The 23,158-nt window shown below is 72.9% G+C and carries 20 protein-coding genes and 1 pseudogene; 6 read left to right on the plus strand and 15 right to left on the minus strand.

Annotated features, from left to right (window positions below; all coding sequences use genetic code 11):
* Positions 1–66 precede the first annotated feature (66 nt).
* Positions 67–2,592: an ATP-dependent Clp protease ATP-binding subunit gene (locus tag IO36_RS34410; protein ID WP_037625899.1), complete on the minus strand. Its 2,526-nt coding sequence runs from the start codon at positions 2,590–2,592 to the stop codon at positions 67–69.
* A gap of 430 nt (positions 2,593–3,022) precedes the next feature.
* Between IO36_RS34410 and IO36_RS34415 the strand changes: the two genes are divergently transcribed.
* The gene (locus IO36_RS34415; RefSeq protein WP_037625901.1) at positions 3,023–3,817 is read left to right on the plus strand and encodes an SCO3374 family protein; all 795 of its coding nucleotides are present in this window, start codon (positions 3,023–3,025) and stop codon (positions 3,815–3,817) included.
* On the opposite strand, the gene IO36_RS34420 is transcribed toward IO36_RS34415, so the two are convergent.
* From IO36_RS34420 to IO36_RS34460, 9 genes and pseudogenes are all read right to left on the minus strand, one after another.
* The gene (locus tag IO36_RS34420; RefSeq protein ID WP_037625903.1) at positions 3,796–4,131 is read right to left on the minus strand and encodes a histone-like nucleoid-structuring protein Lsr2; all 336 of its coding nucleotides are present in this window, start codon (positions 4,129–4,131) and stop codon (positions 3,796–3,798) included. The two genes, IO36_RS34415 and IO36_RS34420, sit on opposite strands and share 22 nt — an antisense overlap.
* Positions 4,132–4,356: 225 nt before the next feature.
* Positions 4,357–4,926 (minus strand): amino-acid N-acetyltransferase, encoded by a 570-nt coding sequence (locus tag IO36_RS34425; RefSeq protein WP_051901170.1) that lies wholly within the window; start codon positions 4,924–4,926, stop codon positions 4,357–4,359.
* 9 nt (positions 4,927–4,935) lie between these two features.
* A complete protein-coding gene (locus IO36_RS34430) occupies positions 4,936–5,388 on the minus strand; it encodes a BlaI/MecI/CopY family transcriptional regulator (RefSeq protein WP_245173587.1) in 453 nt (150 codons plus the stop codon).
* A 558-nt stretch (positions 5,389–5,946) separates the two neighbouring features.
* Positions 5,947–6,540 (minus strand): annotated as a pseudogene (locus IO36_RS34435) (hypothetical protein); the annotation flags it as partial.
* Positions 6,541–6,987: 447 nt separating this feature from the next.
* On the minus strand, positions 6,988–7,785 hold the full coding sequence (locus IO36_RS34440) for a type III pantothenate kinase (protein ID WP_037625909.1): 798 nt from the start codon (positions 7,783–7,785) through the stop codon (positions 6,988–6,990).
* 8 nt (positions 7,786–7,793) lie between these two features.
* Positions 7,794–8,771, minus strand: a complete 978-nt coding sequence (gene nadC, locus IO36_RS34445; RefSeq protein WP_037625999.1) for a carboxylating nicotinate-nucleotide diphosphorylase — start codon at positions 8,769–8,771, stop codon at positions 7,794–7,796.
* 5 nt (positions 8,772–8,776) lie between these two features.
* Complete coding sequence (locus IO36_RS34450) at positions 8,777–10,546, minus strand: L-aspartate oxidase (RefSeq protein WP_037625911.1); 1,770 nt, start codon at positions 10,544–10,546, stop codon at positions 8,777–8,779.
* Positions 10,543–11,535: a pantoate--beta-alanine ligase gene (panC, locus tag IO36_RS34455; RefSeq protein WP_037625913.1), complete on the minus strand. Its 993-nt coding sequence runs from the start codon at positions 11,533–11,535 to the stop codon at positions 10,543–10,545. The genes IO36_RS34450 and panC overlap by 4 nt, the downstream gene beginning before the upstream one ends.
* Positions 11,532–12,470: a Rossmann-like and DUF2520 domain-containing protein gene (locus IO36_RS34460; RefSeq protein ID WP_037625915.1), complete on the minus strand. Its 939-nt coding sequence runs from the start codon at positions 12,468–12,470 to the stop codon at positions 11,532–11,534. Before IO36_RS34460 ends, panC begins: the two co-directional genes overlap by 4 nt.
* Before the next feature lie 253 nt (positions 12,471–12,723).
* Between IO36_RS34460 and IO36_RS34465 the strand changes: the two genes are divergently transcribed.
* Positions 12,724–13,935, plus strand: a complete 1,212-nt coding sequence (locus IO36_RS34465; RefSeq protein WP_037625916.1) for a threonine aldolase family protein — start codon at positions 12,724–12,726, stop codon at positions 13,933–13,935.
* 130 nt (positions 13,936–14,065) lie between these two features.
* On the opposite strand, the gene IO36_RS34470 is transcribed toward IO36_RS34465, so the two are convergent.
* Entirely contained in the window at positions 14,066–14,278 is a 213-nt protein-coding gene (locus tag IO36_RS34470) for a hypothetical protein (RefSeq protein ID WP_037625917.1), read from the minus strand.
* A 159-nt stretch (positions 14,279–14,437) separates the two neighbouring features.
* On the opposite strand from IO36_RS34470, the gene IO36_RS34475 reads away from it, so the two are divergent.
* Positions 14,438–15,544 carry a DUF5937 family protein gene (locus tag IO36_RS34475; protein ID WP_037625920.1) on the plus strand — a complete coding sequence of 369 codons (1,107 nt, stop codon included), beginning with the start codon at positions 14,438–14,440 and terminating at the stop codon, positions 15,542–15,544.
* Between the two features lie 203 nt (positions 15,545–15,747).
* On the opposite strand, the gene IO36_RS34480 is transcribed toward IO36_RS34475, so the two are convergent.
* The 3 genes from IO36_RS34480 to IO36_RS34490 form a co-directional block, all read right to left on the minus strand.
* Positions 15,748–16,380 carry an AAA family ATPase gene (locus IO36_RS34480; protein WP_037625922.1) on the minus strand — a complete coding sequence of 211 codons (633 nt, stop codon included), beginning with the start codon at positions 16,378–16,380 and terminating at the stop codon, positions 15,748–15,750.
* A gap of 56 nt (positions 16,381–16,436) precedes the next feature.
* On the minus strand, positions 16,437–17,108 hold the full coding sequence (locus IO36_RS34485) for a response regulator transcription factor (RefSeq protein WP_037625924.1): 672 nt from the start codon (positions 17,106–17,108) through the stop codon (positions 16,437–16,439).
* An 87-nt stretch (positions 17,109–17,195) separates the two neighbouring features.
* Positions 17,196–18,401 carry a sensor histidine kinase gene (locus tag IO36_RS34490; RefSeq protein WP_037625926.1) on the minus strand — a complete coding sequence of 402 codons (1,206 nt, stop codon included), beginning with the start codon at positions 18,399–18,401 and terminating at the stop codon, positions 17,196–17,198.
* A 218-nt stretch (positions 18,402–18,619) separates the two neighbouring features.
* Between IO36_RS34490 and IO36_RS34495 the strand changes: the two genes are divergently transcribed.
* The gene (locus IO36_RS34495) at positions 18,620–19,801 is read left to right on the plus strand and encodes an SAM-dependent methyltransferase (protein ID WP_037625928.1); all 1,182 of its coding nucleotides are present in this window, start codon (positions 18,620–18,622) and stop codon (positions 19,799–19,801) included.
* On the opposite strand, the gene IO36_RS34500 is transcribed toward IO36_RS34495, so the two are convergent.
* Entirely contained in the window at positions 19,766–20,917 is a 1,152-nt protein-coding gene (locus IO36_RS34500) for an NADH-quinone oxidoreductase subunit D (protein ID WP_037625929.1), read from the minus strand. The two genes, IO36_RS34495 and IO36_RS34500, sit on opposite strands and share 36 nt — an antisense overlap.
* 31 nt (positions 20,918–20,948) lie before the next feature.
* On the opposite strand from IO36_RS34500, the gene IO36_RS34505 reads away from it, so the two are divergent.
* Together IO36_RS34505 and IO36_RS34510 are read left to right on the plus strand one after the other, a co-directional pair.
* A complete protein-coding gene (locus IO36_RS34505; protein ID WP_037625931.1) occupies positions 20,949–21,452 on the plus strand; it encodes a PH domain-containing protein in 504 nt (167 codons plus the stop codon).
* A 338-nt stretch (positions 21,453–21,790) separates the two neighbouring features.
* Positions 21,791–23,110 (plus strand): PH domain-containing protein, encoded by a 1,320-nt coding sequence (locus tag IO36_RS34510; protein ID WP_037626001.1) that lies wholly within the window; start codon positions 21,791–21,793, stop codon positions 23,108–23,110.
* Positions 23,111–23,158: the final 48 nt, after the last annotated feature.

Below are 23,158 nucleotides of genomic sequence, written 5' to 3' on the forward strand. Positions count from 1 at the left end.
CGCGGAAAAAGGGGCTGCCCCGGGACCGAAGTCCCGGGGCAGCCCCTATTCAGGCGGACCGTGAGGTCACGCCTCCTTGCTCAGGTTGGGACCGGCACCGCCGGCGGCCTGCTCGATCGGCGGGACGTCGGGGAGCGCCGACTTCTCCTCACCCCGGAAGGTGAAGGTCTTGGCGTCGCCCTCGCCCTCCGTGTCCACGACCACGATGTGGCCGGGACGGAGCTCGCCGAAGAGGATCTTCTCGGAGAGGACGTCCTCGATCTCGCGCTGGATGGTCCGGCGCAGCGGCCGGGCGCCCAGGACGGGGTCGTAGCCCTTCTTCGCGAGGAGCGACTTGGCGGTCGGGCTGAGCTCGATGCCCATGTCCCGGTCCTTCAGCCGCTCGTCGACCTTGGCGATCATGAGGTCGACGATCTGGATGATGTCTTCCTCGGTCAGCTGGTGGAAGACCACCGTGTCGTCGACACGGTTCAGGAACTCGGGGCGGAAGTGCTGCTTCAGCTCCTCGTTGACCTTGGCCTTCATCCGGTCGTAGTTCGTCTTGACGTCGCCCACGGCCGCGAAGCCGAGGTTGAAGCCCTTGGAGATGTCCCGGGTGCCGAGGTTGGTCGTCATGATGATGACCGTGTTCTTGAAGTCCACGACCCGGCCCTGGGAGTCGGTCAGACGACCGTCCTCCAGGATCTGCAGCAGCGAGTTGAAGATGTCCGGGTGGGCCTTCTCGACCTCGTCGAAGAGGACGACGGAGAACGGCTTGCGGCGGACCTTCTCGGTCAGCTGGCCGCCCTCTTCGTAGCCCACGTAGCCGGGGGGCGAACCGAAGAGACGCGAGACCGTGTGCTTCTCGCTGAACTCCGACATGTCGAGGGAGATCAGCGCGTCCTCGTCACCGAAGAGGAACTCCGCGAGGGTCTTCGACAGCTCCGTCTTACCGACACCCGAGGGGCCGGCGAAGATGAAGGAACCACCGGGACGCTTCGGGTCCTTCAGACCCGCTCGCGTACGGCGGATCGCCTGCGAGAGCGCCTTGATGGCGTCCTTCTGGCCGATGACCCGCTTGTGGAGCTCGTCCTCCATGCGCAGCAGACGCGAGGACTCCTCCTCGGTCAGCTTGAAGACCGGGATGCCGGTGGCGGTGGCCAGGACCTCGGCGATCAGCTCGCCGTCGACCTCGGCCACGACGTCCATGTCGCCGGCCTTCCACTCCTTCTCGCGCTTGGCCTTCGCCGCCAGCAGCTGCTTCTCCTTGTCGCGGAGAGAGGCCGCCTTCTCGAAGTCCTGGGAGTCGATGGCCGACTCCTTGTCGCGGCGCACGCCCGCGATCTTCTCGTCGAACTCGCGGAGGTCCGGCGGTGCGGTCATCCGGCGGATGCGCATCCGGGAACCGGCCTCGTCGATCAGGTCGATCGCCTTGTCGGGCAGGAAGCGGTCCGAGATGTACCGGTCGGCGAGCGTCGCCGCCTGCACCAGGGCCTCGTCCGTGATGGACACGCGGTGGTGGGCCTCGTAACGGTCGCGCAGGCCCTTGAGGATCTCGATCGTGTGGGGGAGGGAAGGCTCCGCCACCTGGATCGGCTGGAAGCGGCGCTCGAGGGCCGCGTCCTTCTCGAGGTGCTTGCGGTACTCGTCCAGGGTGGTCGCACCGATGGTCTGGAGCTCACCACGGGCCAGCATCGGCTTGAGGATCGAGGCGGCGTCGATGGCGCCCTCGGCGGCACCCGCACCGACCAGCGTGTGCAGCTCGTCGATGAACAGGATGATGTCGCCGCGGGTGCGGATCTCCTTGAGGACCTTCTTCAGGCGCTCCTCGAAGTCACCGCGGTAGCGGGAGCCGGCGACCAGCGCGCCGAGGTCCAGGGTGTAGAGGTGCTTGTCCTTGAGGGTCTCGGGCACCTCGCCCTTGACGATGGCCTGGGCGAGGCCCTCGACGACGGCGGTCTTGCCGACGCCGGGCTCACCGATGAGCACCGGGTTGTTCTTGGTGCGGCGGGACAGCACCTGCATGACCCGCTCGATCTCCTTCTCGCGCCCGATGACCGGGTCGAGCTTGGACTCGCGGGCGGCCTGGGTGAGGTTCCGGCCGAACTGGTCGAGGACCAGGGACGTGGAGGGGGTGCCCTCGGCAGGACCGCCGGCGGTGGCGGTCTCCTTGCCCTGGTAGCCGGAGAGCAGCTGGATCACCTGCTGCCGCACCCGGTTGAGGTCTGCGCCCAGCTTGACCAGGACCTGGGCGGCGACGCCCTCGCCCTCGCGGATCAGGCCGAGCAGGATGTGCTCCGTGCCGATGTAGTTGTGGCCCAGCTGAAGGGCCTCGCGGAGCGACAGCTCCAGGACCTTCTTGGCACGGGGGGTGAAGGGGATGTGGCCGGAGGGGGCCTGCTGGCCCTGGCCGATGATCTCCTCCACCTGCTGGCGGACCGCCTCGAGCGAAATCCCGAGGCTCTCCAGGGCCTTAGCGGCGACACCCTCACCCTCGTGGATCAGGCCCAGGAGGATGTGCTCGGTGCCGATGTAGTTGTGGTTGAGCATCCGGGCTTCTTCCTGAGCCAGGACGACAACCCGCCGCGCGCGGTCGGTGAACCTCTCGAACATCGTTAATCGCTCCTCAGAGCGGTCAGGCAGTAAGGGGACGCTCCCCTCCCTGTCCTTCCGCAGCTTAGTCCCGCAAGCGGGGACCGCTCATTCCAACTGCCGACACCGTCCTTGGCCTCCTGACCCCGAACGCCGACATCTGCTCCAACCTGATGGTGCGAGACGATGTTCCCGCAGGCCAGGCAGATACCCTCTCCCGCTGTACGCCGATGGCGAACGTGAGATGCCCGAGCCCTGCGTGTCGCCCCTCCCACTAGGCATGTCTTACCCGTGCTCACTGACAGTCCATGCCGCGCGCACCGGTTCCCTCCGCTACGGGCGAACATCGATGCCCGCCCGAACGCTCCCGCACGCCCGTTTTCACGGAACTCTGTGCGGTCGCGCAAACGCCCAGCGTAACCCCGGGCGTCTTTCGACGGTTGCTCCTTGCATGGTTCCCACCGTCCCCGTGCCGCGTCGGCCGTCCGATCCGGGTGATCCGGTCGATCCGGTGTGCCGGTGGTACGAGAACGAACTGGAGTGGACGGCGGTGCCCGGTCCGCCGGCGCGGCTGGTCACGGGGCTGCGTTTCGACGTCCTGGAGGTGCCCGCGGAGGCGGGGTTTCCCGCGCTGCGGCATCTGGCGCCGGCTTCCCCGGTGGTGCTGCACGGGGAGCGGATGCGGCTGCTGGTGGCCGCGGGGAGCGCGGAGGAGCTGCCGGGGCTGCTCGACTGGCTGGAGTGGGGCGCGCTCGCGCTGGATCTCACGGCGATCGGCGAGGGCGGGAGCATCGAGGCTCCCCCGCCACCGGATCCCGGTCTCCCCGGCGGGCCGGGGCTCTGTACGCCGAGCATGCCGGGCGCGCCGGATCTCGTGCTCCCGAGGGCCCTGGATGCCGGGGCCGCGGTGCGGCGGCCGGGTTCCCGCGCTCCGGGGCCGGCCCTGCTCGGGGTCCGGCCCGGAGGCCGGCCCGAAGACGGGCCGCCGGAGCGTCCCGGACAGCGGCCCCCGGCCGGTCCGGACGCGCGGAGGGGCCCACGAGGGGCCGCCCGCTGGCTGCGACCCCCGGCGCCCGGCCGCGAGGTGGAGCCGGCGTTGCCGACACTGTCGGCGCTGGGCGGCGGGGCCGTCGGCGGGGGCGTTGGGGGCGCCCCCGATCTCGTACGACTCGTGCAGACGATGGCGACGCACTGCCACCGCGTGAAACTGCGGCGAGCGCCTACTCAGCCGTTGGCCTTCTCGTAGGCCTCGCGGATGGACGCGGGAACGCGGCCGCGGTCGTTGACCTCGTAGCCGTTCTCCTTCGCCCAGGCGCGGATCTGCGCGGTGTCCTGAGCGCCGCCGGAAGCGACACGGGCCTTTCCGCGTCCGCCCGAAGCACGGCCTCCGGTGCGACGGCCACCCTTGACGTAGGCGTCGAGAAGGCCACGGAGCTTGTCCGCGTTGGCGGTCGTGAGATCGATTTCGTACGTCTTGCCGTCCAGCGCGAACGTCACGGTCTCGTCCGCCTCGCCACCGTCGAGGTCGTCGACAAGAAGGACCTGAACCTTCTGTGCCACCGGATTTCCTTTCATCGATAACTTCAGGGCTAGGAGGGCCCCGCGGCGTCCGCCGTTTCGCCGTCCCTTATATGCAGTACTGCAGTACGTCGGAAAGCAAACCGCTTTTGCTGGAAAAACACAAACCCCTGGGAGAGACCCGGGGCACTCCGCCCGCCCGGAAACGTGCGCGTTTCGGACATAGGGAACGTGGGCAACGCACTCCGCCGGAATAGCCGGCCGCGATCACAGATGCAGAAGCATCCGGCTGTTGCCCAAGGTGTTCGGTTTCACTCGTTCGAGACCGAGGAACTCCGCCACGCCCTCGTCATAGGAACGCAGGAGCTCGGCGTAGACATCGGTGTCGACGGGTGTCTCACCGATCTCCACGAAGCCGTGCTTGGCGAAGAAGCCGACTTCGAAGGTCAGGCAGAAAACGCGTCGAACACCGAGCCAGCGTGCGGTCTGGAGCAACTTCTCCAGCAGCTGGTGACCGACGCCCAGGCCCTTGACCGCGGGGTTCACGGCGAGAGTGCGGACTTCCGCGAGGTCTTCCCACATCACGTGCAGGGCGCCGCAGCCGACCACCTCGGCGTTGTCGTCGCGTTCCGCGACCCAGAACTCCTGGATGTCCTCGTAAAGGGTGACGGTGGGTTTGTCGAGCAGGATACGGCGGCGCACGTTCGCGTCGAGGAGTCGTCGAACGGCCGCCACATCGCTGGTCCTGGCCCGGCGGACGGTGACGGCTTTTGCGGTGACTTCGGGATGCTCCGCCGGAAGCCCTGCCGGAACCTCCGCGGGATGCTCTGCTGACATGAGCGGACGCTATCGCCCGGAGGCGTCCCCGTCGGCGGCGGGGTTCTCCTCGGAGGGTGCGGACACCGGTGGCCTTTCGGCGGCCCCGGGGGCTTGCGGTTCCGGCCCTTGCACCATGCGTACGGCATCCCTGAGGGCCACCCGCTGTTCCTCGCTCATCATGCCGAAGAAGGCGACGAGAGCGGCCGCGGGGTTGTCGCTCTGCGACCAGGCGTCGTTCATCAGGGCCGCGGAGTAGGCGGCCCGAGTGGAGACCGCCTCATATCGATAGGCCCGGCCTTCCGCCTCGCGGCGGACCCAGCCCTTCTGATGGAGATTGTCCAAAACGGTCATCACCGTGGTGTAGGCGATGGACCGTTCCTGTTGAAGGTCTTCCAGGACTTCCCGAACGGTCACCGGGCGGTTCCACTTCCACACCCGCGTCATGACCGCGTCTTCGAGTTCTCCCAATGGGCGAGGCACAGTTCAGAACAATAGTGGGAGATGGTCAACAAAAAGGGCGTACGACTCGAAGGACGCAGGAAACGTCCGAGTCGTACGCCGTCGGCGGCACCGTCCGTACGGGTGGGCGGGCGCCGGGCGGAGCGGGCGGGCGCCCGGGAAGCCCGGGGCCGGCGCAGGGGAGCCCGGGTCTCAGGCCCCGGCGTCCTTGGGGGCCGAGGCCTGCTGGGCGGCCTCCACACGCGCGAGGGCGGCGTCGACGACCCCGTCCTCCTTGGCCTTGTTGGCCCCGCCCTGACTCCTCACGATCGTCACGATGAGCCCGATGAAGAACACGGCCATCACTACCGGGGGCACGAGCGCGGAGACGTAGTCCATGGCTCCAGAGTAGCCAGGGCGCGCCGCCCGGATCCCTCGGGGTCCGGGCGGCGCGCCCATGGGCAGGGCCGCGGACGGGGCCCAGGGCCTGTCCGGAAATTCGCGTCGTCGCCCGGAGGGCGGCCCGGCGGCGTCAGGTGCGTGCTCTCGGCGTGCCGGCCCCAGACCTGCGTACTGGATGTACTCGGGTCTGGGGCCGGTGCGGCGAGAGGGCGTGCATGGCGTCGCCGGGCAGACGTTGCGGCGCGGCGGGAAGACCTCGCCCGGGGTGGGGATGGGCCGGTCGGGGCGCGGCGCCCGGTCCGGCTGCCGGGGCTGCGGCGCCGGTTCGGGCTTGCGGTCGGGCTCCTCCGCGGCGCGGCCGCCGGGGATGGCCAGCAGCCGGGTCCGGGACGCGGGGACCGAGGCGACCGCGGGGACCGCACGCCCGGCGAGGCGGGCGCGCACGTCCTGTTCGGCGAGGACCCGGCAGCGGTCCAGGAGGGCCGCCGCGGACGGGTTGCCGCGCAGGGCGCGCAGCGCGGCGAGGTCGTCGGGGTCAGGCCGGTAGCCGGACGCGAGAACCTCCTCCAGAAGGACGAGGTAGCCCGCCGCGGTGCCCGGCAGGGCGGCGCGGTAGCGGACGAGGTCGGCCAGCAGGAAGGCCCGGAGCCTGGCCCCCTCGTGGGCCGCCTCGTCGACGGACTCGGCGAGGCGGAGGCAGTCCTGGACGTCCTCGGCCGAGACGGGGCTGGGGTGCAGGGCGAGGGCGAGGGCACGGCGGAGGACACGCAGCTCCTCCGCGCCGAACGCCATGCCGCCGTGGGATCCGTAGGGCGTGGGCATGGGGCGACGATACGTGCTAATCAGACAAAATCCGCATAGCGGAAGAATTGTGGCGCGTCCCTGATTCCGCGAGTGCCACGAGTGCCACGAGTACCGCGACCGGAGCCACGACCGGGCCCCGGGCCGAAATCCCGGAGGGCGCCGTGAAGAGGGCAGTGGGGGGTGGCGGTGGAGAGTGCGGTGGAGAGCCCGCTGCGGAGTGCTTGGAAGGCGGGACCTCGGCGATGACGCCAGGACCAGGCGGGCTTCCGTCGGGGAATTTCCTCCGGGATTCCCGGGTGCCCGCCCCGGAATCCCTCTTCCGCCGTCACCATCGCCCCCGCGGGGAAAGTGCCGGGACCGGACGCGGAAAGGGCCCCGCGAAACCGCGGGGCCCTTCCGGCGCCAGGCGTCGTCCGCCCGCGGGCGGCGCCGGCCTCACATGCGCGAGACGTTCCGCTCGTACACCAGGCGCAGCCCGATCAGCGTCAGCCACGGCTCGTGCTCGTCGATCACCGAGGACTCGCCGAGCACCATGGGCGCGAGGCCGCCGGTGGCGATGACGGTGACGTCCTCGGGGTCGTCGGCGAGCTCGCGCGCCATCCGGTTCACGACGCCGTCGACCTGGCCCGCGAAGCCGTAGATGATGCCCGACTGCATCGCCTCGACGGTGTTCTTGCCGATCACCGCGCGCGGCCGGGCCACCTCGATCTTGCGCAGCTGGGCGCCCTTGACGCCGAGCGCGTCGACGGAGATCTCGATGCCGGGGGCGATGACACCGCCCACGTACTCGCCGCGCACGCTGACCGCGTCGAAGGTGGTCGCGGTGCCGAAGTCGACGACGATCGCCGGTCCGCCGTAGAGCTCGACGGCGGCGACGGCGTTGATGATCCGGTCGGCGCCGACCTCCTTGGGGTTGTCGGTGAGGATCGGCACGCCGGTCTTGACGCCGGGCTCGACGAGGACGGCGGGGACGTCTCCGTAGTAGCGCCGGGTCACCTCGCGCAGCTCGTGGAGCACCGACGGCACGGTGGCGCAGATCGCTATGCCGTCGATGCCGTCGCCGAGTTCCTCACCGAGCAGCGGGTGCATGCCCATGAGGCCCTGGAGCAGCACGGCGAGTTCGTCGGCGGTGCGGCGCGAGTCGGTGGAGATGCGCCAGTGCTCGACGATCTCCTCGCCGTCGAAGAGACCGAGGACCGTGTGGGTGTTGCCCACGTCGATGGTCAGCAGCATGGCCGGGGTTACTCCGCCGCTCGCAGGTCGAGGCCGATGTCGAGGATCGGGGAGGAGTGCGTGAGCGCGCCCACCGCCAGGAAGTCGACGCCCGTCTTCGCGTAGGCCTCGGCGTTTTCGAGGGTGAGGCGGCCGGACGCCTCGAGCAGGGCGCGGCCGGCGACGAGGGCGACCGCCTCCTCGCACTCGACGGGCGTGAAGTTGTCCAGCAGGATCAGGTCGGCGCCCGCGTCCACGACGTCCCGCAGCTGGTGCAGGGTGTCGACCTCGACCTCGACCGGGACCTCCGGGAACATCTCCCGTACGGCCTTGAAGGCCTCGGCCACGCCGCCGGCGGCGACCACGTGGTTGTCCTTGACCAGCGCGGCGTCCGAAAGTGACATGCGGTGGTTGACACCGCCGCCGCAGCGCACCGCGAACTTCTCCAGGGAACGCAGGCCCGGCGTGGTCTTGCGGGTGTCGCGCACCCGCGTCTCGGTGCCCTCCAGGGCGTCCGCCCACGCGCGCGTGGCGGTCGCGATGCCGGACAGGCGGCACAGCAGGTTGAGGGCACTGCGCTCGGCGGTCAGCAGGTCGCGGGTGCGGGTGGTGACGCTCAGCAGCTTCTGGCCGGCCTCGACCAGGTCGCCGTCCTCGACGTGCCGCTCGACCTCGAACTCGTCGGTGCAGACCACCGACAGGACGGCCTCGGCGACGCGCAGGCCCGCGACGACGCCCGCGTCCCGGGCGGTGAAGTCCCCGGTGGAGACGGCGTCCTCGGGGATGGTCGCGACCGTCGTCACGTCCACGCCGTGGTCGAGGTCCTCCTGGATCGCCACGTTGGCGATGTCCTCGACCTCGAGGGGGTCGAGGCCGGCGTCGGCGAGGAGTTCGGCCAGAGCGGGATCGAGGCCGCACTCCATGTACTCCTCGTCCGTGTCTGCGCCGCAGCCGCAGCCGTCGCCGCAGCCGCCGCTCTCGGCGAGGGGAAGGTCCTGGGTGCTCACTTCGGTCACTGCTCCTGGGGACGGGACGAGGGCGCCGCTTGGGGCTGCCCGGATGTCGGGGGGAAGTCTGCGGTATCGGTGGTGCGCACGGCGAGGGTCCGGTCGGGATTCAGCCGTACGACGATGTGGCGGCGCCACCGTTCGTCGTCCCGGCCGGCGTGGTCCTCGCGCCAGTGGCAGCCCCGGGTCTCCTCGCGCAGCTGGGCGGCGGCGACCAGGACGCGGGCCACGCACAGCAGGTTGGTGGCCTCCCAGGTGTCGACGCCGGGCTCGGAGGTCTTGCCGTTCTCGTCGAGGGCGTCCCGGGCGTCGGTGTGCAGCCGCTGGAGCTGCTCGGCCGCGGTCCGCAGGGAGTCGGCGGAGCGCAGCACACCGGCGCCCGCGGTCATGATCCGCTGGACCGCGAAGCGGGTCTCGGGGGCGAGCAGCGGGTGCGCGGGCGTCTCGGGGTGCGGGACGGGCCGGGGCACGCGCGCGTGCAGGGCGTCCTCGGCATGGCTCCCGGCGATGTCGGCGGCGATGCGCTCGGCGTAGACGAGGCCTTCCAGCAGCGAGTTGGAGGCCAGCCGGTTGGCGCCGTGGACGCCCGTGCAGGCGACCTCGCCGCACGCGTACAGGCCGGGGACGGTGGTGCGGCCCCGGGCGTCGGTGCGCACGCCGCCGGAGGCGTAGTGGGCGGCCGGGGCGACCGGGACGGGCTCGGTCACCGGGTCGATGCCGTGGGCGCGGCAGGCGGCGAGGATCGTGGGGAAGCGGTGCTCCCACATGGCGGCGCCGAAGTGCCGGGCGTCGAGGAACATGTGCTCGGCGTCCTGCTCCAGCATGCGGCGGGTGATGCCCTTGGCGACGATGTCCCGGGGCGCCAGCTCGGCCAGCTCGTGCTGTCCCAGCATGAAGCGCACGCCGTCCGCGTCGACCAGGTGGGCGCCCTCGCCCCGTACCGCCTCGGAGACCAGCGGCTGCTGGCCCTCCGCGTCGGCGCCGAGGAAGAGCACGGTCGGGTGGAACTGGACGAATTCGAGGTCGGAGACCTCGGCTCCCGCGCGCAGGGCGAGGGCCACGCCGTCGCCGGTGGAGACGGACGGGTTGGTGGTCGCGGAGAACACCTGGCCCATGCCGCCGGTCGCGAGGACCACGGCGGGGGCGTGGACGGCCCCCACGCCGTCGTGCTGGCCCTCTCCCATGACGTGCAGGGTCACGCCCGCGGCGCGGCCCTCCGCATCCGTCAGGAGGTCCAGGACGAGGGCGTTCTCGACGGTGCGCAGACCGCGGGCGCGGACCGCCTCGACCAGGGCCCGGGAGATCTCGGCGCCGGTCGCGTCGCCGCCCGCGTGGGCGATGCGGCGACGGTGGTGGCCGCCCTCGCGGGTGAGTTCGAGGCCGCCCTCGGAGGACTCGTCGAAGTGGGCGCCGGTCGCGATGAGCCGGCGCACCGCGTCGGGGCCCTCGGTGACGAGGATGCGCACGGCCTCCTCGTCGCACAGGCCCGCGCCGGCGACGAGGGTGTCGTCCAGGTGCTGCTCGGGGGTGTCGCCCTCGCCGAGGGCCGCCGCGACGCCGCCCTGGGCCCAGCGGGTGGAACCGTCGTCCAGGCGGGCCTTGGTGACCACGATGGTCCGCAGTCCCGCGGCCTCGCAGCGCAGGGCCGCGGTGAGCCCGGCGACGCCGGAGCCGACGACCACGACGTCCGCGGTCAGGGCCCAGCCGGGGGCGGGCGCGTGCAGGCGTATGCCGGTGCCAGTGGCGGTGTCTGAACCTGTGCCATTGCCGGTCACGAGGCGGCTCCGAAGGTGAGGGGAAGGTTGTCGATCAGCCGGGTCGTCCCGACCCGGGCGGCGACGGCGAGGACCGCCTCGCCGGTGAAGTCGTCCGGGATCTCGGTGAAGTCGTCCGGGTCGACGAGAGCGAGATAGTCCAGGACGAGCGGCGGCTTCAGGCGGGCCGCCTCGTCGAGGACGAGCCGGGCCGCGGAGCGGACGCCGCCGGGCCAGCCGGGGACGGCCTTGGCGACTGCGTGCGCGTCGGCCGCCGCCCGCGACTCGCCTATGGCGCTGAGGGCCTCGGCGCGCTCGCGGGTGGCGGGCACCTCAAGGGCCCGCGCGCGCAGCGCCTCCTGGGCGGCGTGCCGGTCGCGGCCGGCGAACAGGGCCTGGGAGAGGGCGAGCGCGGTGCGCCGCTCCTCGGCCGAGAGGTAGCGGTTGCGGCTGGAGAGGGCGAGCCCGTCCTCCTCGCGCACGGTGGGGACGCCGAGGATCTCCACGCCGAAGTTCAGGTCGCGCACCATGCGCTTGATCAGGGCCAGCTGCTGGGCGTCCTTCTGCCCGTAGAGCGCCACGTCGGGCCGGGTCAGGTGCAGCAGCTTGGCGACGACGGTGAGCATGCCGTCGAAGTGACCGGGCCGCACGGAGCCTTCCAGGCGCTCGCCCATCGGTCCCGCGGAGATGCGGACCTGGGGCTCGCCGCCGGGGTAGACCTCGTCGACGGCGGGGGCGAACACGACGTCCGCGCCCGCCTGTTCGGCGATCTTCAGGTCGGCTTCCAGGGTGCGCGGGTAGCGGTCGAGGTCCTCGCCCTGCCCGAACTGGAGGGGGTTCACGAAGACGGTGACGACCACCTCGCCCGCCTCTCCCGCGATCTCGCGGGCGGTGCGGACCAGCGTGGCGTGGCCCTCGTGGAGGGCACCCATGGTCATCACGACGGCTCTGCGGCCGGAGCGGGAGCGCGCGGCGAGTTCGCCGGCGGTACGCAGCAGGCTGGTGGTCATCGGGTGTCTCCCTCGGTCCCCTGGGTCGCGTCCGTCCCGGCGGCGAGTACTCCCAGGAGGTCCTCGGCGAGTTCCGGCTTGAGCAGTCCGTGGGCGAGCGCGCGGTCGGCGGTGGCCCGGGCCATCGCCAGATAGCCGGCGACCGTCGCGGGGGCGTGTCGGCGCAGTTCGGCCACGTGCGCGGCGACGGTGCCCGCGTCCCCGCGCGCGACGGGTCCGGTCAGGGCCGCGTCGCCCGACCTGAGGGCGTTGTCCAGGGCGGCGCCGAGGAGCGGGCCGAGCATGCGGTCGGGGGCCTCGACACCGGCGGTGCGCAGCAGTTCCATCGACTCGGCGACCAGGGTCACCAGGTGGTTGGCGCCGAGCGCGAGGGCCGCGTGGTAGAGCGGCCTGGACTCCTCGGCGATCCACTCGGGCTCGCCGCCCATCTCGATCACCAGGGCCTCGGCGGCCAGCCGCAGCTGTTCGGGGGCGGTGACCCCGAAGGAGCATCCGACGAGCCGCTGGACGTCCACGGCGGTGCCGGTGAACGTCATCGCGGGGTGCAGGGCCAGCGGCAGCGCGCCCGCCCTGAGGGCCGGTTCGAGCACGCGCGCGCCGTACCGTCCGGAGGTGTGCACGAGCAGCTGTCCCGGCCGGACGGCGCCCGTCTCGGCGAGTCCTTCGACGAGCCCGGGGAGCGCGTCGTCCGGGACGGTCAGCAGGACGAGGTCGGCGCGCTCCAGGACCTCCGCCGGGGACACCAGCGGTACGTCGGGCAGGAGCTGGGCCGCGCGCCGCCGGGAGGCGTCGGAGACGCCGGAGACGGCCACCGGGCGGTGTCCGGCGAGCTGGAGCGCGGCGGCGAGCGCGGGTCCGACACGGCCGGCGCCGACGACGCCGACGGTCAGCCGCGCGGGGCGGTCCTTGGGCTCTGGCTGGGGATGTGTACTCACTCGACGGCGGCCTTCCGTTCCAGTCCGCTCGGGGTACCGGACGATTTCTCGTCATGTTAACGCGATTGGCCAAAGGGCCGTTCGTCATCCACAGGCTGTGGGTTCCCGCGGGCCGCCCGGACCGCCCGTGCGTCGGCCGTGCGCCGGCCGTGCCTCGGCCCTGCGTCGGCCGTGCGGGGCGGGATCGGCGCAGGTCACGGCGGGCGCGGATTTCGGGGTGACCTGGAGGGGCGGCTCGGGCCATGATCCTGGGATGAGCGATACGGCGGCACGGAGCGGGACGGAACCCGCGGAGCGGGACGGACGGGAGACGGCGGAGCTGTCCCCCAAGGAGCGGTTCGAGCGGCGCGCGGCGGCCTGGAAGGCGGCCGGACGGGTCCTGTGGCGGCCCGGCTACCAGCTGACCCTGCGCGAACGGCTGGACTGGCTGAGCGAGGGCGCCGGCGCGGTGGCCGACCTCGACGAGCGGGTCGACATGTACGGCGACGGGCTCGTGGAGACCCTGGAGGAGCGGGTCGCCGAGCTGCTCGGCACGGAGGCGGCGGTCTTCTTCCCCACCGGGACCATGGCCCAGCAGGTCGCGCTGCGCTGCTGGGCGGGCCGGACCGGCGACCCGACCGTGGCCCTGCACGCCCTCAACCATCCCGAGGTCCATGAACGGCAGGCGTTCAGCCAGGTCAGCGGTCTGCGCCCGGTCCGGCTGACCGGCGAGCCCCGGATGCCGACCGCCGACGAGGTACGGGACTTCCCCGAGCCGTTCGGGGCACTGCTGCTGGAGCTGCCGCTCCGGGACGCCGGTTTCGTCCTGCCCACCTGGGAGGAGCTCACCGAGGTCGTCGAGGCGGCCCGGGAACGCGACGCGGTGGTCCACATCGACGGGGCCCGCCTGTGGGAGTGCACCCCGCACTTCGGCCGCTCCCTGGCGGAGATCGCCGGCCTCGCGGACAGCGTGTACGTCTCGTTCTACAAGTCCCTGGGCGGTTTCGGCGGGGCCGCCGTCGCCGGGCCGAGAACGCTCGTGGACGAGGCGAAGACCTGGCGGCACCGCTACGGCGGCATGATCATCCAGCAGTTCCCGACCGTCCTGTCCGCGCTGATCGGCCTGGAGCGGGAGCTGCCCCGGCTGCCCGAGTACGTCGCCCACGCGCGCGTGGTGGCCGGCGCCCTGCGCGAGGGCTTCGCCGAGGCGGGCGTCCCCTGGGCCCGGGTGTTCCCGGAGGAGCCGCACACGCACCAGTTCCAGGTCTGGCTGCCCTACGAGCCCGAGGTGCTCGGGGACGCGGCGCTGCGGCACGTCGAGGAGACGAAGGCCGGTCTGTTCGCCCAGGGCTGGAACCGGGGCGGCCCGGGGCTGTCGTACACCGAGGTCACGGTGGCCGGGCCGGGGCTGGAGTGGTCGGCGGACGACGTGAGGGCCGCTGTGCGGGACTTCGTGGGGGTGCTGCCGGGGCGGACGGGCGCGTAGGGGCTGTCCGGCGGGGGCTGGGCGGGGGCGCCGCGGGGCCCCCTGTCCGGCGAGGGCTGGGCACACCCCGTCCGGCGGGAGCTGGGCGGGGTCGTCGCGGGCCGCGTGGGCTCGGTGGGCGGGTCGCGCCTCAGTGGGCGGGCCGTCGGCCGTGCAGCAGGCGGCTCAGTGCGCCGCGCAGTCGGCCGGTCGCCGGCCGGCCGGCCAGCACGGCCCGGAACCGGCGGTAGTCGCGCAGTGCCCTCGCGGTCTCCCAGTCGTGGCTGCCTGGAGCCGGAGGGGCGGCCTCCCCGTGCTGCGCGGCCCGGTAGCCGTCCAGGAGGTACTGCTGGGTGATGCTCATGACCGATCCCCTCTCGGGACGAGGGCCAGGGTCCGAGGGAGCCCCGCGAGACGCCCCGGTCGTCCCAGGTTGCGCCTGATCACAGCGGCTGTCGCTCCGATTGACGGCCGCCGTCAATCGGCGGCGGCCGCTGTCCGTGGCGGGGTGCACCATGGGGGCATGAGCGTGCGCATCGACATCGGCGGGCTGCGGCCGGAGCGGATCGCCGTCGTGCCCTCCCCGCTGGCCGAGCTGGGGATGGCCCTGCACGCGCTGGCGGAGCCCGGGCACCACCCCGGGCTGCAGGGCTGGGCGGCGGGGGTGACCGCCGGGCTCGATCCCCATCTCGCGGACCGGATGTGCGAGGCGGACTTCCTGTGGCGCACGACGTTCTCGGACCTGTTCCTGCCGTGCGCCGGCATTCCGGGCGGGGCCTCGCTGCCCGGCGGCACGCTCGCCGAGGACCTCGACCTGCTGGACAAACTCACGGACGAGCAGTTCGTGGACGCGGCCCTGGAGTTCACCTGCGCGCTGGCGTACGGCTCCGAGGGGCCGCACGCCCTGTCCGACCCCGAGGTGCGGCGGCGGGCGGTGGACCTGGCCGCCTCGCGCGGGCCGCAGCAGACGCGGTTCACCGAGCGGCTGCTGGTCGACCCGCCGGGTGTGCGGGCCTGGCTGCGGCAGTTCCTGGAGGACTGCGACGAGGCCTTCTTCGCCGAGACCTGGTCCCGGCTGCGCCACCCGCTGGCCGCGGAGGCCCGTCACAAGACGGACCTGCTCCGGCACAAGGGCCTGGCCGAGGCGCTGGCCTCCGTCTCCTCCGCCCTCTCCCTGGACGAGACGGCCCGGATCATCACCGTCGACAAGCTGACCGAGGGAAGCACCGTCACGGCCGACGGCGGGCTGCTCCTCGTCCCCACCAGCCTCGGCCGCCCGCACCTGATGGTGCTCCACCGCTACCGCTGGCAGCCCGTGCTGCACTACCCCGTCAGTTCCCCCGAGCTCTCCGCTCCGCCCTCCGTGGAGCAGCTCACCCTGCGGATGACCGCGCTGTCCCACCCGGTGCGGATGCGCATCTGCCGTCACCTGGCCCGCAGCGCGTACACCACCGGCGAGCTGGCCCAGGTGCACGGCATGACCGCGCCGGAGATATCCCGGCACCTGAGCGTGCTGAAGAAGGCGGGCCTGATCACCACGCGCCGCCGCGGCCGGTACGTGCTGCACCAGCTCGACGTGGGCGTCGTGGCACGGCTGGGCAGCGACTTCCTGGAGGGGTTGCTGCGCTGACACACGTGGTCGGCTCGGGTGGTGGGTGGGTCGGGGCCGTGCCGGTGCATCAGCCCGTCGCCGTCGGACGGAGATGTGGACGTTAGTGGCGACGGGCATCGATGTACCGGCACGGCCCCGAGCGGAGCGGCCCCTCGTGTGCGTCGCCGGGTGCGGGTGCTTCGGGGTGGCGGCCGTGGCTCGCGCGGAAATCCGCGGCCGGCTCAATCGAAGCGGATGTGGCGCATGCTCGTGGTCGTCCGTCGTAGGCGGCCGCGCAGGGCTCCGTCCCGGTTCGGGGCGAGCGTCAGGCCGGCGAGGACGGCGATCCGGTCGGCGGTCCTGGCGACCGTGGTCCGGTCGGTCCACAGGTGCTCGGCGAACTCCGGTTCCCGCAGCCGCTCCAGACAGTGGTCCAGCTGTCCCACGGCCCAGCTCTCGCGCCGCAACGGGGTGTCCTTGCCGGCGACCCGCCCCACGAGGTGCCCGAATCCGCGTTCGCGCAGCCTGCGCAGGACCGTCTCGCGCTCCGCCAGCAGCGTGAAGTGCCGTACGTCGTGGCCGAGTTCACGCAGGCGCCCGACCGTCTCCCCGAAGTAGACGGGGTTCGTGACGGTCATGGGGGCGATGACGACCCCGTCCCGCTGGGCGAGCGCGAGGTCGAGCACCTCGACCACTCCCTGCCGCCAGGACACCAAGTCCTGGAAATCGCCTCGGAGTTCGGGTGGGAGCATGCGGTGCAGGCCGAACCCGGCGTGTTCCGGGTCGCAGACGACACTGCCGGGCAGCCGGCGCCGGATCTCGTGTGCGGTCTGTGTCTTGCCGCCCCCGAAGGGCCCGTTGATCCACAGGAGCATGCGCAGACCCTAGTGCGCGCCGGTCACGTCCCGGTCACGCCCGGCCCGCCCTCGTATCAGCCGAGGCCGCCCGCCCTGACGAGCCCCGTCTCATAGGCGAGGACGACCACCTGGACGCGGTCGCGCAGCCCCAGCTTGGTGAGGATGCGCCCCACATGGGTCTTCACGGTGGCCTCCGAAAGGACGAGGCGGGCCGCGATCTCCCCGTTCGACAGCCCCTGCGCGACCAGGATCATGACCTCGCGCTCGCGGTCGGTGAGCCGCTCCAGACCCTTGTGCTGGGGCTCCTTGCCGGCGTTGGGCAGCAGCGGCGCGAACCGGTCGAGGAGGCGCCGGGTGGTCGACGGGGCGACCACCGCGTCACCACTGTGCACGGAGCGGATCGCGGCGAGCAGCTCGCCCGGGGGCACGTCCTTGAGCATGAAGCCGGAGGCGCCCGCCTTCAGCCCGGAGAACGCGTACTCGTCGAGGTCGAAGGTGGTGAGGATCAGCACCTTCGGCGGGTTCGGGTCCGAGCAGATGCGGCGGGTGGTCTCCACGCCGTCGAGCTTCGGCATGCGGACGTCCATCAGGACCACGTCGACCGCGGTGGCGCTCAGCACCTGCAGGGCCTCGACGCCGTCGCCCGCCTCCGCCACGACCTCCATGTCCGGCTGGGCGGCCAGCACCATCCGGAAGCCGGTGCGCAGCAGCACCTGGTCGTCGACGAGCATCACGCGGATCGCCATCGGGGGGCCTTTCACTTCGTCGGACCGGTCGTCGCGACCGGGTGCGTACGGGCCGGCCGGTCGCGGGGACCGGGGTGTGTACAGGTGTCAGTGGGCCGCTTTGAGCGGCAGCAGGGCGCTGATGCGGAACCCCCCGCCGGGCCGGGGCCCCGCGTCCAGGGTGCCGCCGACCATGCCGACGCGCTCCCGCATGCCGATCAGGCCGTGGCCCTGCCCGTCGGCGCCGCCCTCCTCGTACAGCTCGTGCGGCGCCCCCTTGCCGTCGTCCTCGACGAGCAGACCGAGGCCGTCGTCGAAGTAGACCAGACGGACGCTGGCGCCCGCGTTCGGGCCTCCGTGTTTGCGGGTGTTGGTCAGCGCCTCCTGGACGATGCGGTACGCCGTGAGTTCGACGCCGCTGGGCAGGGGGCGCGGGGTGCCCTCGACCTTGAAGTCGACGGGCAGGCCCGAGGTGCGGCACTGCTCGATGAGGTCGTCGAGCTGCTCGACGTCGGGCTGCGGAACGTACTCGCCGCTCTCCTGGTGCTCGCCGGTGCGCAGGACGCCGAGGAGCCGGCGCATCTCGGCGAGGGCCTGCCTGCCGGTCCCCGAGATGGTCTCCAGCGCCTTCCTGGCCTGCTCCGGGGCGGTGTCCATGACGTAGGCGGCGCCGTCGGCCTGCACCACCATGACCGAGACGTTGTGCGCCACGACGTCGTGCAGCTCGCGCGCGATCCGGGCGCGCTCGGCGGCGACCGCCACCTTGGCCTGCGCCTCGCGCTCCTTCTCCAGCCGGGCGGCCCGCTCCTCCAGCTGCGCGAGGTAGGCGCGGCGGGTGCGGATCGAGTCGCCGAGCACCCAGGCCAGCGCGAACGGGACGGTCTGGAAGATCGCTATGAAGACACCGCCCGCGCCGCTGGTCCCGTGCACGGGCCAGCGCAGCTGGGCGACCGTGCCCGCGCACAGGCCGCCGATCAGCGCGAGCCGGGAGGCCCAGCCCGCGCCGTTCGCGGCGACGGTGTAGATGATCACCAGCATCGCGAAGTCCTCGGGCGCCGGCGGGACGTCCAGGATCAGTTGCGCGAGACCCGCCAGGACGGCCAGGACCAGCATCTTCTCGGGCATCCGGCGGCGCAGCGCGACGACCGCGCTCAGCGCGAAGGCGATCGGGAGCGCCACGGCCGTCGACGACGGCCCGTCGGCGGCGCCGTTGACGTTGCTGATGCTCACCCAGGAGATCCCGAGCAGGGCGACGGCCCAGAAGCTGTCGACCCATGTCGGGTACCTGCGGAGAAGGTCATAGAGGCGCTGCACGTAACCCAGAGTAGGGAGGCGTGCGGTGTGCTCGGGTCAACCGGAGGACCGATCCGGGACCGTCCCTCGTACTCCCCAAGGTGGATGCCCCCCGCTCCGGGACCTTCGGGGAACCCCTTCGGAGAGGGCGGGGGCCGGGGTGCGAGCGGGAGCCGTACCGACCGGGGGGCGGCCGCCCGGAGACGGCCGCTGCGGGCACCAGCGCCTAGCCTGGCCCCGTGGAACGTGCGGCGGCTGATGAGTGGCGTGGGTGGCGCGAGGCGACGGAGGAGGCGCTGTACGGGCCCTCGGGGTTCTACCGCAGGGCCGAGGGACCGGCCGGGCACTTCCGGACCTCGGTGCACGCCTCCCCGCTGTTCGCGGGCGCGGTGGCCCGGCTGCTGTGCCGTCTCGACACGGCGCTCGGCCGGCCGGACCCGCTGGCCTTCGTCGACATGGCGGCCGGCCGCGGCGAGCTGGTGACCGCCGTCCTCGCCGCGCTGCCCCAGGATGTCGCAGCCCGCACGCGCGCGTACGCGGTCGAGCGGGCGGAGGGGCCCGCCGGTCTCGACCCCCGTGTCTCCTGGCTCGCCGAGCCGCCGCGGGGGGTCACCGGGCTGCTGTTCGCCAACGAGTGGCTGGACAACGTGCCCGTGGACGTCGCCGAGACGGACGGGGACGCGGTGCCCCGCCTGGTCCTCGTCCGCGACGACGGCACCGAGCGGCTCGGGGACCCCGTCACCGGGGAGGACGCCCGCTGGCTGCGGACCTGGTGGTGGCCGCCGGCCGGTGACGGACCGGCGCCGGATCGGGACGAGGCGTCCCGTCCGGCGGGGGCGGGCGGCTCCGCCGGAGCGCCCCTCACGCCCGCCGAGGGCGCCCGGGCCGAGATCGGGCTCCCCCGGGACCGCGCCTGGGCCGGGGCCGTGGCCGCGCTGGAGCGGGGTCTCGCCGTCGCCGTCGACTACGCGCACTTCGCGGGCGGACGGCCGCCCTTCGGCACCCTCACCGGCTTCCGGGAGGGACGCGAGACCGCACCGGTGCCGGACGGCTCGTGCGACATCACCGCCCACGTGGCGCTCGACGCGTGCGCCCTGCCCGGCGGACGCGTGGTGACGCAGCGCGCGGCCCTGGGCGCGCTGGGCGTGAGCGGCGCCCGTCCCCCGCTGGCCCTGGCGTCCACGGACCCGGCCGCCTATGTGCGGGCCCTCGCGGGCGCCGGCCAAGCGGCGGAACTGACCGCGCCGGGCGGGCTCGGCGACTTCGGCTGGCTGCTCCAGCCCGTCGGCCTCCCCGACGGGCTCCAGGGCCCCACGGACAGCGCCCTGCGCGAGGCCCTCCTCGCGGACGTGCCCGGCGTGGTCGGCGTTCCCGGCCGCGGGGCCCTACTTGTCGATGTCCCCGACCACGAAGAACAGTGACCCCAGGATCGCCACCATGTCGGCGACCAGCGTCCCGGGCAGCAGCTCGGTGAGCGCCTGGATGTTGTTGAAGGAGGCGGACCGCAGCTTCAGCCGGTACGGGGTCTTCTCGCCCTTGCTGACGAGGTAGTAGCCGTTGATGCCGAGCGGGTTCTCGGTCCAGGCGTACGTGTGCCCCTCGGGCGCCTTCAGCACCTTCGGCAGGCGCTGGTTGACCGGGCCGGGCGGCAGCTCGGCCAGCCGGTCCAGGCAGGCGTCCGCGAGGTCCAGGGAGTTGTGCGTCTGCTCCAGGAGGCACTCGAAGCGGGCCAGGCAGTCGCCGTCCTCGCGGGTGACGACCTTCAGGGTCTCCTGGAGCTCCCCGTAGGCGAGGTAGGGCTCGTCGCGGCGCAGGTCGAAGTCCACTCCGGAGGCCCGCGCGATGGGGCCACTCACGCCGTACGCGTGCACGGCCGCCGGCGCGAGGACGCCGACCCCGCGGGTCCGGCCCCGGAAGATCTCGTTGCCGAGCACCAGGTCGTCGTACACGTCCATGCGCGAACGCAGCGCGGCGACGCAGGCACGCGCGCGGGTGGCCCATCCGGCCGGAAGGTCCTCCTTGAGGCCGCCGACGCGGTTGAACATGTAGTGCATGCGCCCGCCGGAGATCTCCTCCATGACGTGCTGCAGTTCCTCGCGCTCGGTGAAGGCGTGGAAGATCGGGGTGATCCCGCCGAGTTCCAGGGGGTAGGACCCGAGGAACATCAGGTGGTTCAGGACCCGGTTCAGCTCCGCGAGCAGCGTGCGCATCCACACCGCGCGCGCCGGGACCTCCATGCCGAGCATCCGCTCCACGGCCAGGACGACGCCCAGCTCGTTCGAGAACGCCGACAGCCAGTCGTGGCGGTTGGCGAGCATGATGATCTGACGGTAGTCGCGCGCCTCGAAGAGCTTCTCCGCGCCGCGGTGCATATAGCCGATGACCGGCTCCGCGTGCTGGATCCGCTCGCCGTCCAGTACGAGCCGCAGGCGCAGCACGCCGTGGGTCGAGGGGTGCTGCGGGCCGATGTTGAGCACCATGTCGGTGCTCTCGGCGGCGCCGCCGATCCCGACCACGGTCTCCGTCGTAGGAGTCATGGCCCCAGTCTCCCCTACGTACGCTTGCCTCATGGAGACGGGGAGCGTACGGACCGAGGGGAACGCGCCGGGGGAGCCGGTCTGGACCGGACTGCCTCCGGGGCTGCTGCGCATGCGACGACTGCTGCTGGTGGTGTGGCTGGGACTCCTGGCGGTCGTCGCCGGGGTGCTCCTCGCGCTGTTCGCACCACCGGGCTGGGTGGCCCTCGCCCTGCTGCCGCTCGTCCTCGCCGGGTGGGGCTGGCACATGCTGGGGCGCAACTGGCGCTCCTGGCGGTACGCGGAACGCGCCGACGACCTGCTGATCAGCCGGGGCGTGCTGTGGCGTGAGGAGACCGTCGTGCCGTACGGGCGCATGCAGCTGGTCGAGGTGACCTCCGGTCCGCTGGAACGTCACTTCAGGCTCGCCGGCGTGCAACTGCACACGGCCGCCGCGGCCACCGACGCGCGCATCCCGGGGCTCGACCCGGCCGAGGCGGAGCGACTGCGGGACCGGCTGACCGAGCTGGGCGAGGCCCGATCGGCGGGCCTGTGAGCACGGCCTCCCCGGACCCCTCGGTCTCCCCGGACCTATCGGCCGACCCGGACCTCCCGGCCCACCTGGACGCCTCGGCCCGCCCGGACCTCCCGGACCTCCCGGCCCACCCTGACGTCCCGGACACCTCGGCCCGCCCGGCCGCCGTGCCCGGCGGCCTCCCGGACGCCGCGGCCGGTTCCGGACCTGCCGGCTTCCCCTCCCCGACGGCCGGGGCGGGCCACGACGGCTCCGTACCGGACGACGGCGGCTCGGCACGCGGCGACGGCGGTTCCGTACGCGGCGACGGGGACTCCGTGCGCGAAGACGGCGGTTCCGTACGCGGCGACGGGGACTCCGTGCCCGGGGACTCCGCCGCGGGGTTGGGTGAACGGCCGCTGTCCGAGCGGCGGTTGCATCCCGTGACCCCGTTCCGGCGCGCCTGGGCGCCGGTCGCCGTCCTCGCCGGCTGGGCCGTCCACGACCCGGGCCAGGCGCAGGAGCAGCTGACCCGGCTCACCACGACCGCGCTGCTCGTCGGCCTCGCCGTGATCGTCCCGGGCGCCGCCCTCTACGGCTTCCTGAGCTGGTGGTTCACCCACTTCGCGGTGACCGACACCGAACTGCGCATCCGTACCGGCCTGTTGTTCCGCCGCACCGCCCACATCCGGCTCGAACGGCTCCAGGCCGTCGACATCACCCAGCCCCTGCTGGCCCGGGTCGCGGGCGTCGCCAAGCTCAAGCTCGACGTCGTCGGGACCGACGACAAGGACGAACTCGCCTACCTGGGCGAGGGCGAGGCCCGCCGACTGCGCGCCGAACTCCTGGCCCGGGCAGCCGGGTTCGCGCCCGAGGCGGCCTCCGAGGTCGGCGAGGCACCGGTGCGGCCGCTGCTGCACGTCCCGCCCGGCGTCCTCGCGGCCTCCGTGCTGCTCACCGGCACCACCTGGGCCTCCCTGGCCGCCGCCCTCGTCGTCCCCACGCTCCTGTGGTTCGCCACGCACAGCGCCTGGACGGTCCTCGCGACCGGGCTGCCCCTGCTCGGCGCGGCGGGCGCGAGCAGCGTCGGGCGGTTCGTCGGCGAGTACGACTGGACGGTGGGCGAGTCCCCCGACGGGCTGCGCATCGACCACGGGCTCCTGGACCGGGCGCACGAGACGGTGCCGCCGGGACGCGTGCAGACCGTGAGGATCGTCGAGCCCTTGCTGTGGCGCGGCCGCTGGGTGCGCGTCGAACTGGACGTGGCCGGGTCGTCGAACGCGGTCCTCGTGCCCGTCGCCCCGCGCGAGGTGGCGTACGCCGTGATCGCCGCTGTGCTCCCCGGGACCACCGTCCCCGCGCTGCCGGCCCGGCCGCCGCGGCGGGCCGGCTGGTGCGCGCCGCTCCGGTGGCGCGGGTACGGACTCGCCGTCACCGACGCCGTGTTCGCCACGCGGCGCGGGCTCCTGAGGCGCCGTCTCCACCTCGTCCCGCACGCCAAGGTGCAGAGCGTCCGGCTGACGCAGGGACCCTGGGAGCGCTTCAAGGGGCTCGCCGACGTCCACGTCGACGCGGGGGCCGGCAAGACGGTGACGGCACGGCTGCGGGACGCCGGGGAGGCGGCGGAGCTGCTCCGGGCGCAGGCGGACCGGTCCCGCACGGGGCGGCGGGAGGCGCCGCCGGACCGCTGGATGGCCTGAGCCGCGCCCGCGTCCGGGCCCGGGCCGAGCCGTGCCCGTGTCCGGGCC

Origin of the sequence: Streptomyces aureus (assembly GCF_000725495.1) — a bacterium.
Classification (GTDB): Bacteria; Actinomycetota; Actinomycetes; order Streptomycetales; family Streptomycetaceae; genus Streptomyces; species Streptomyces aureus_B.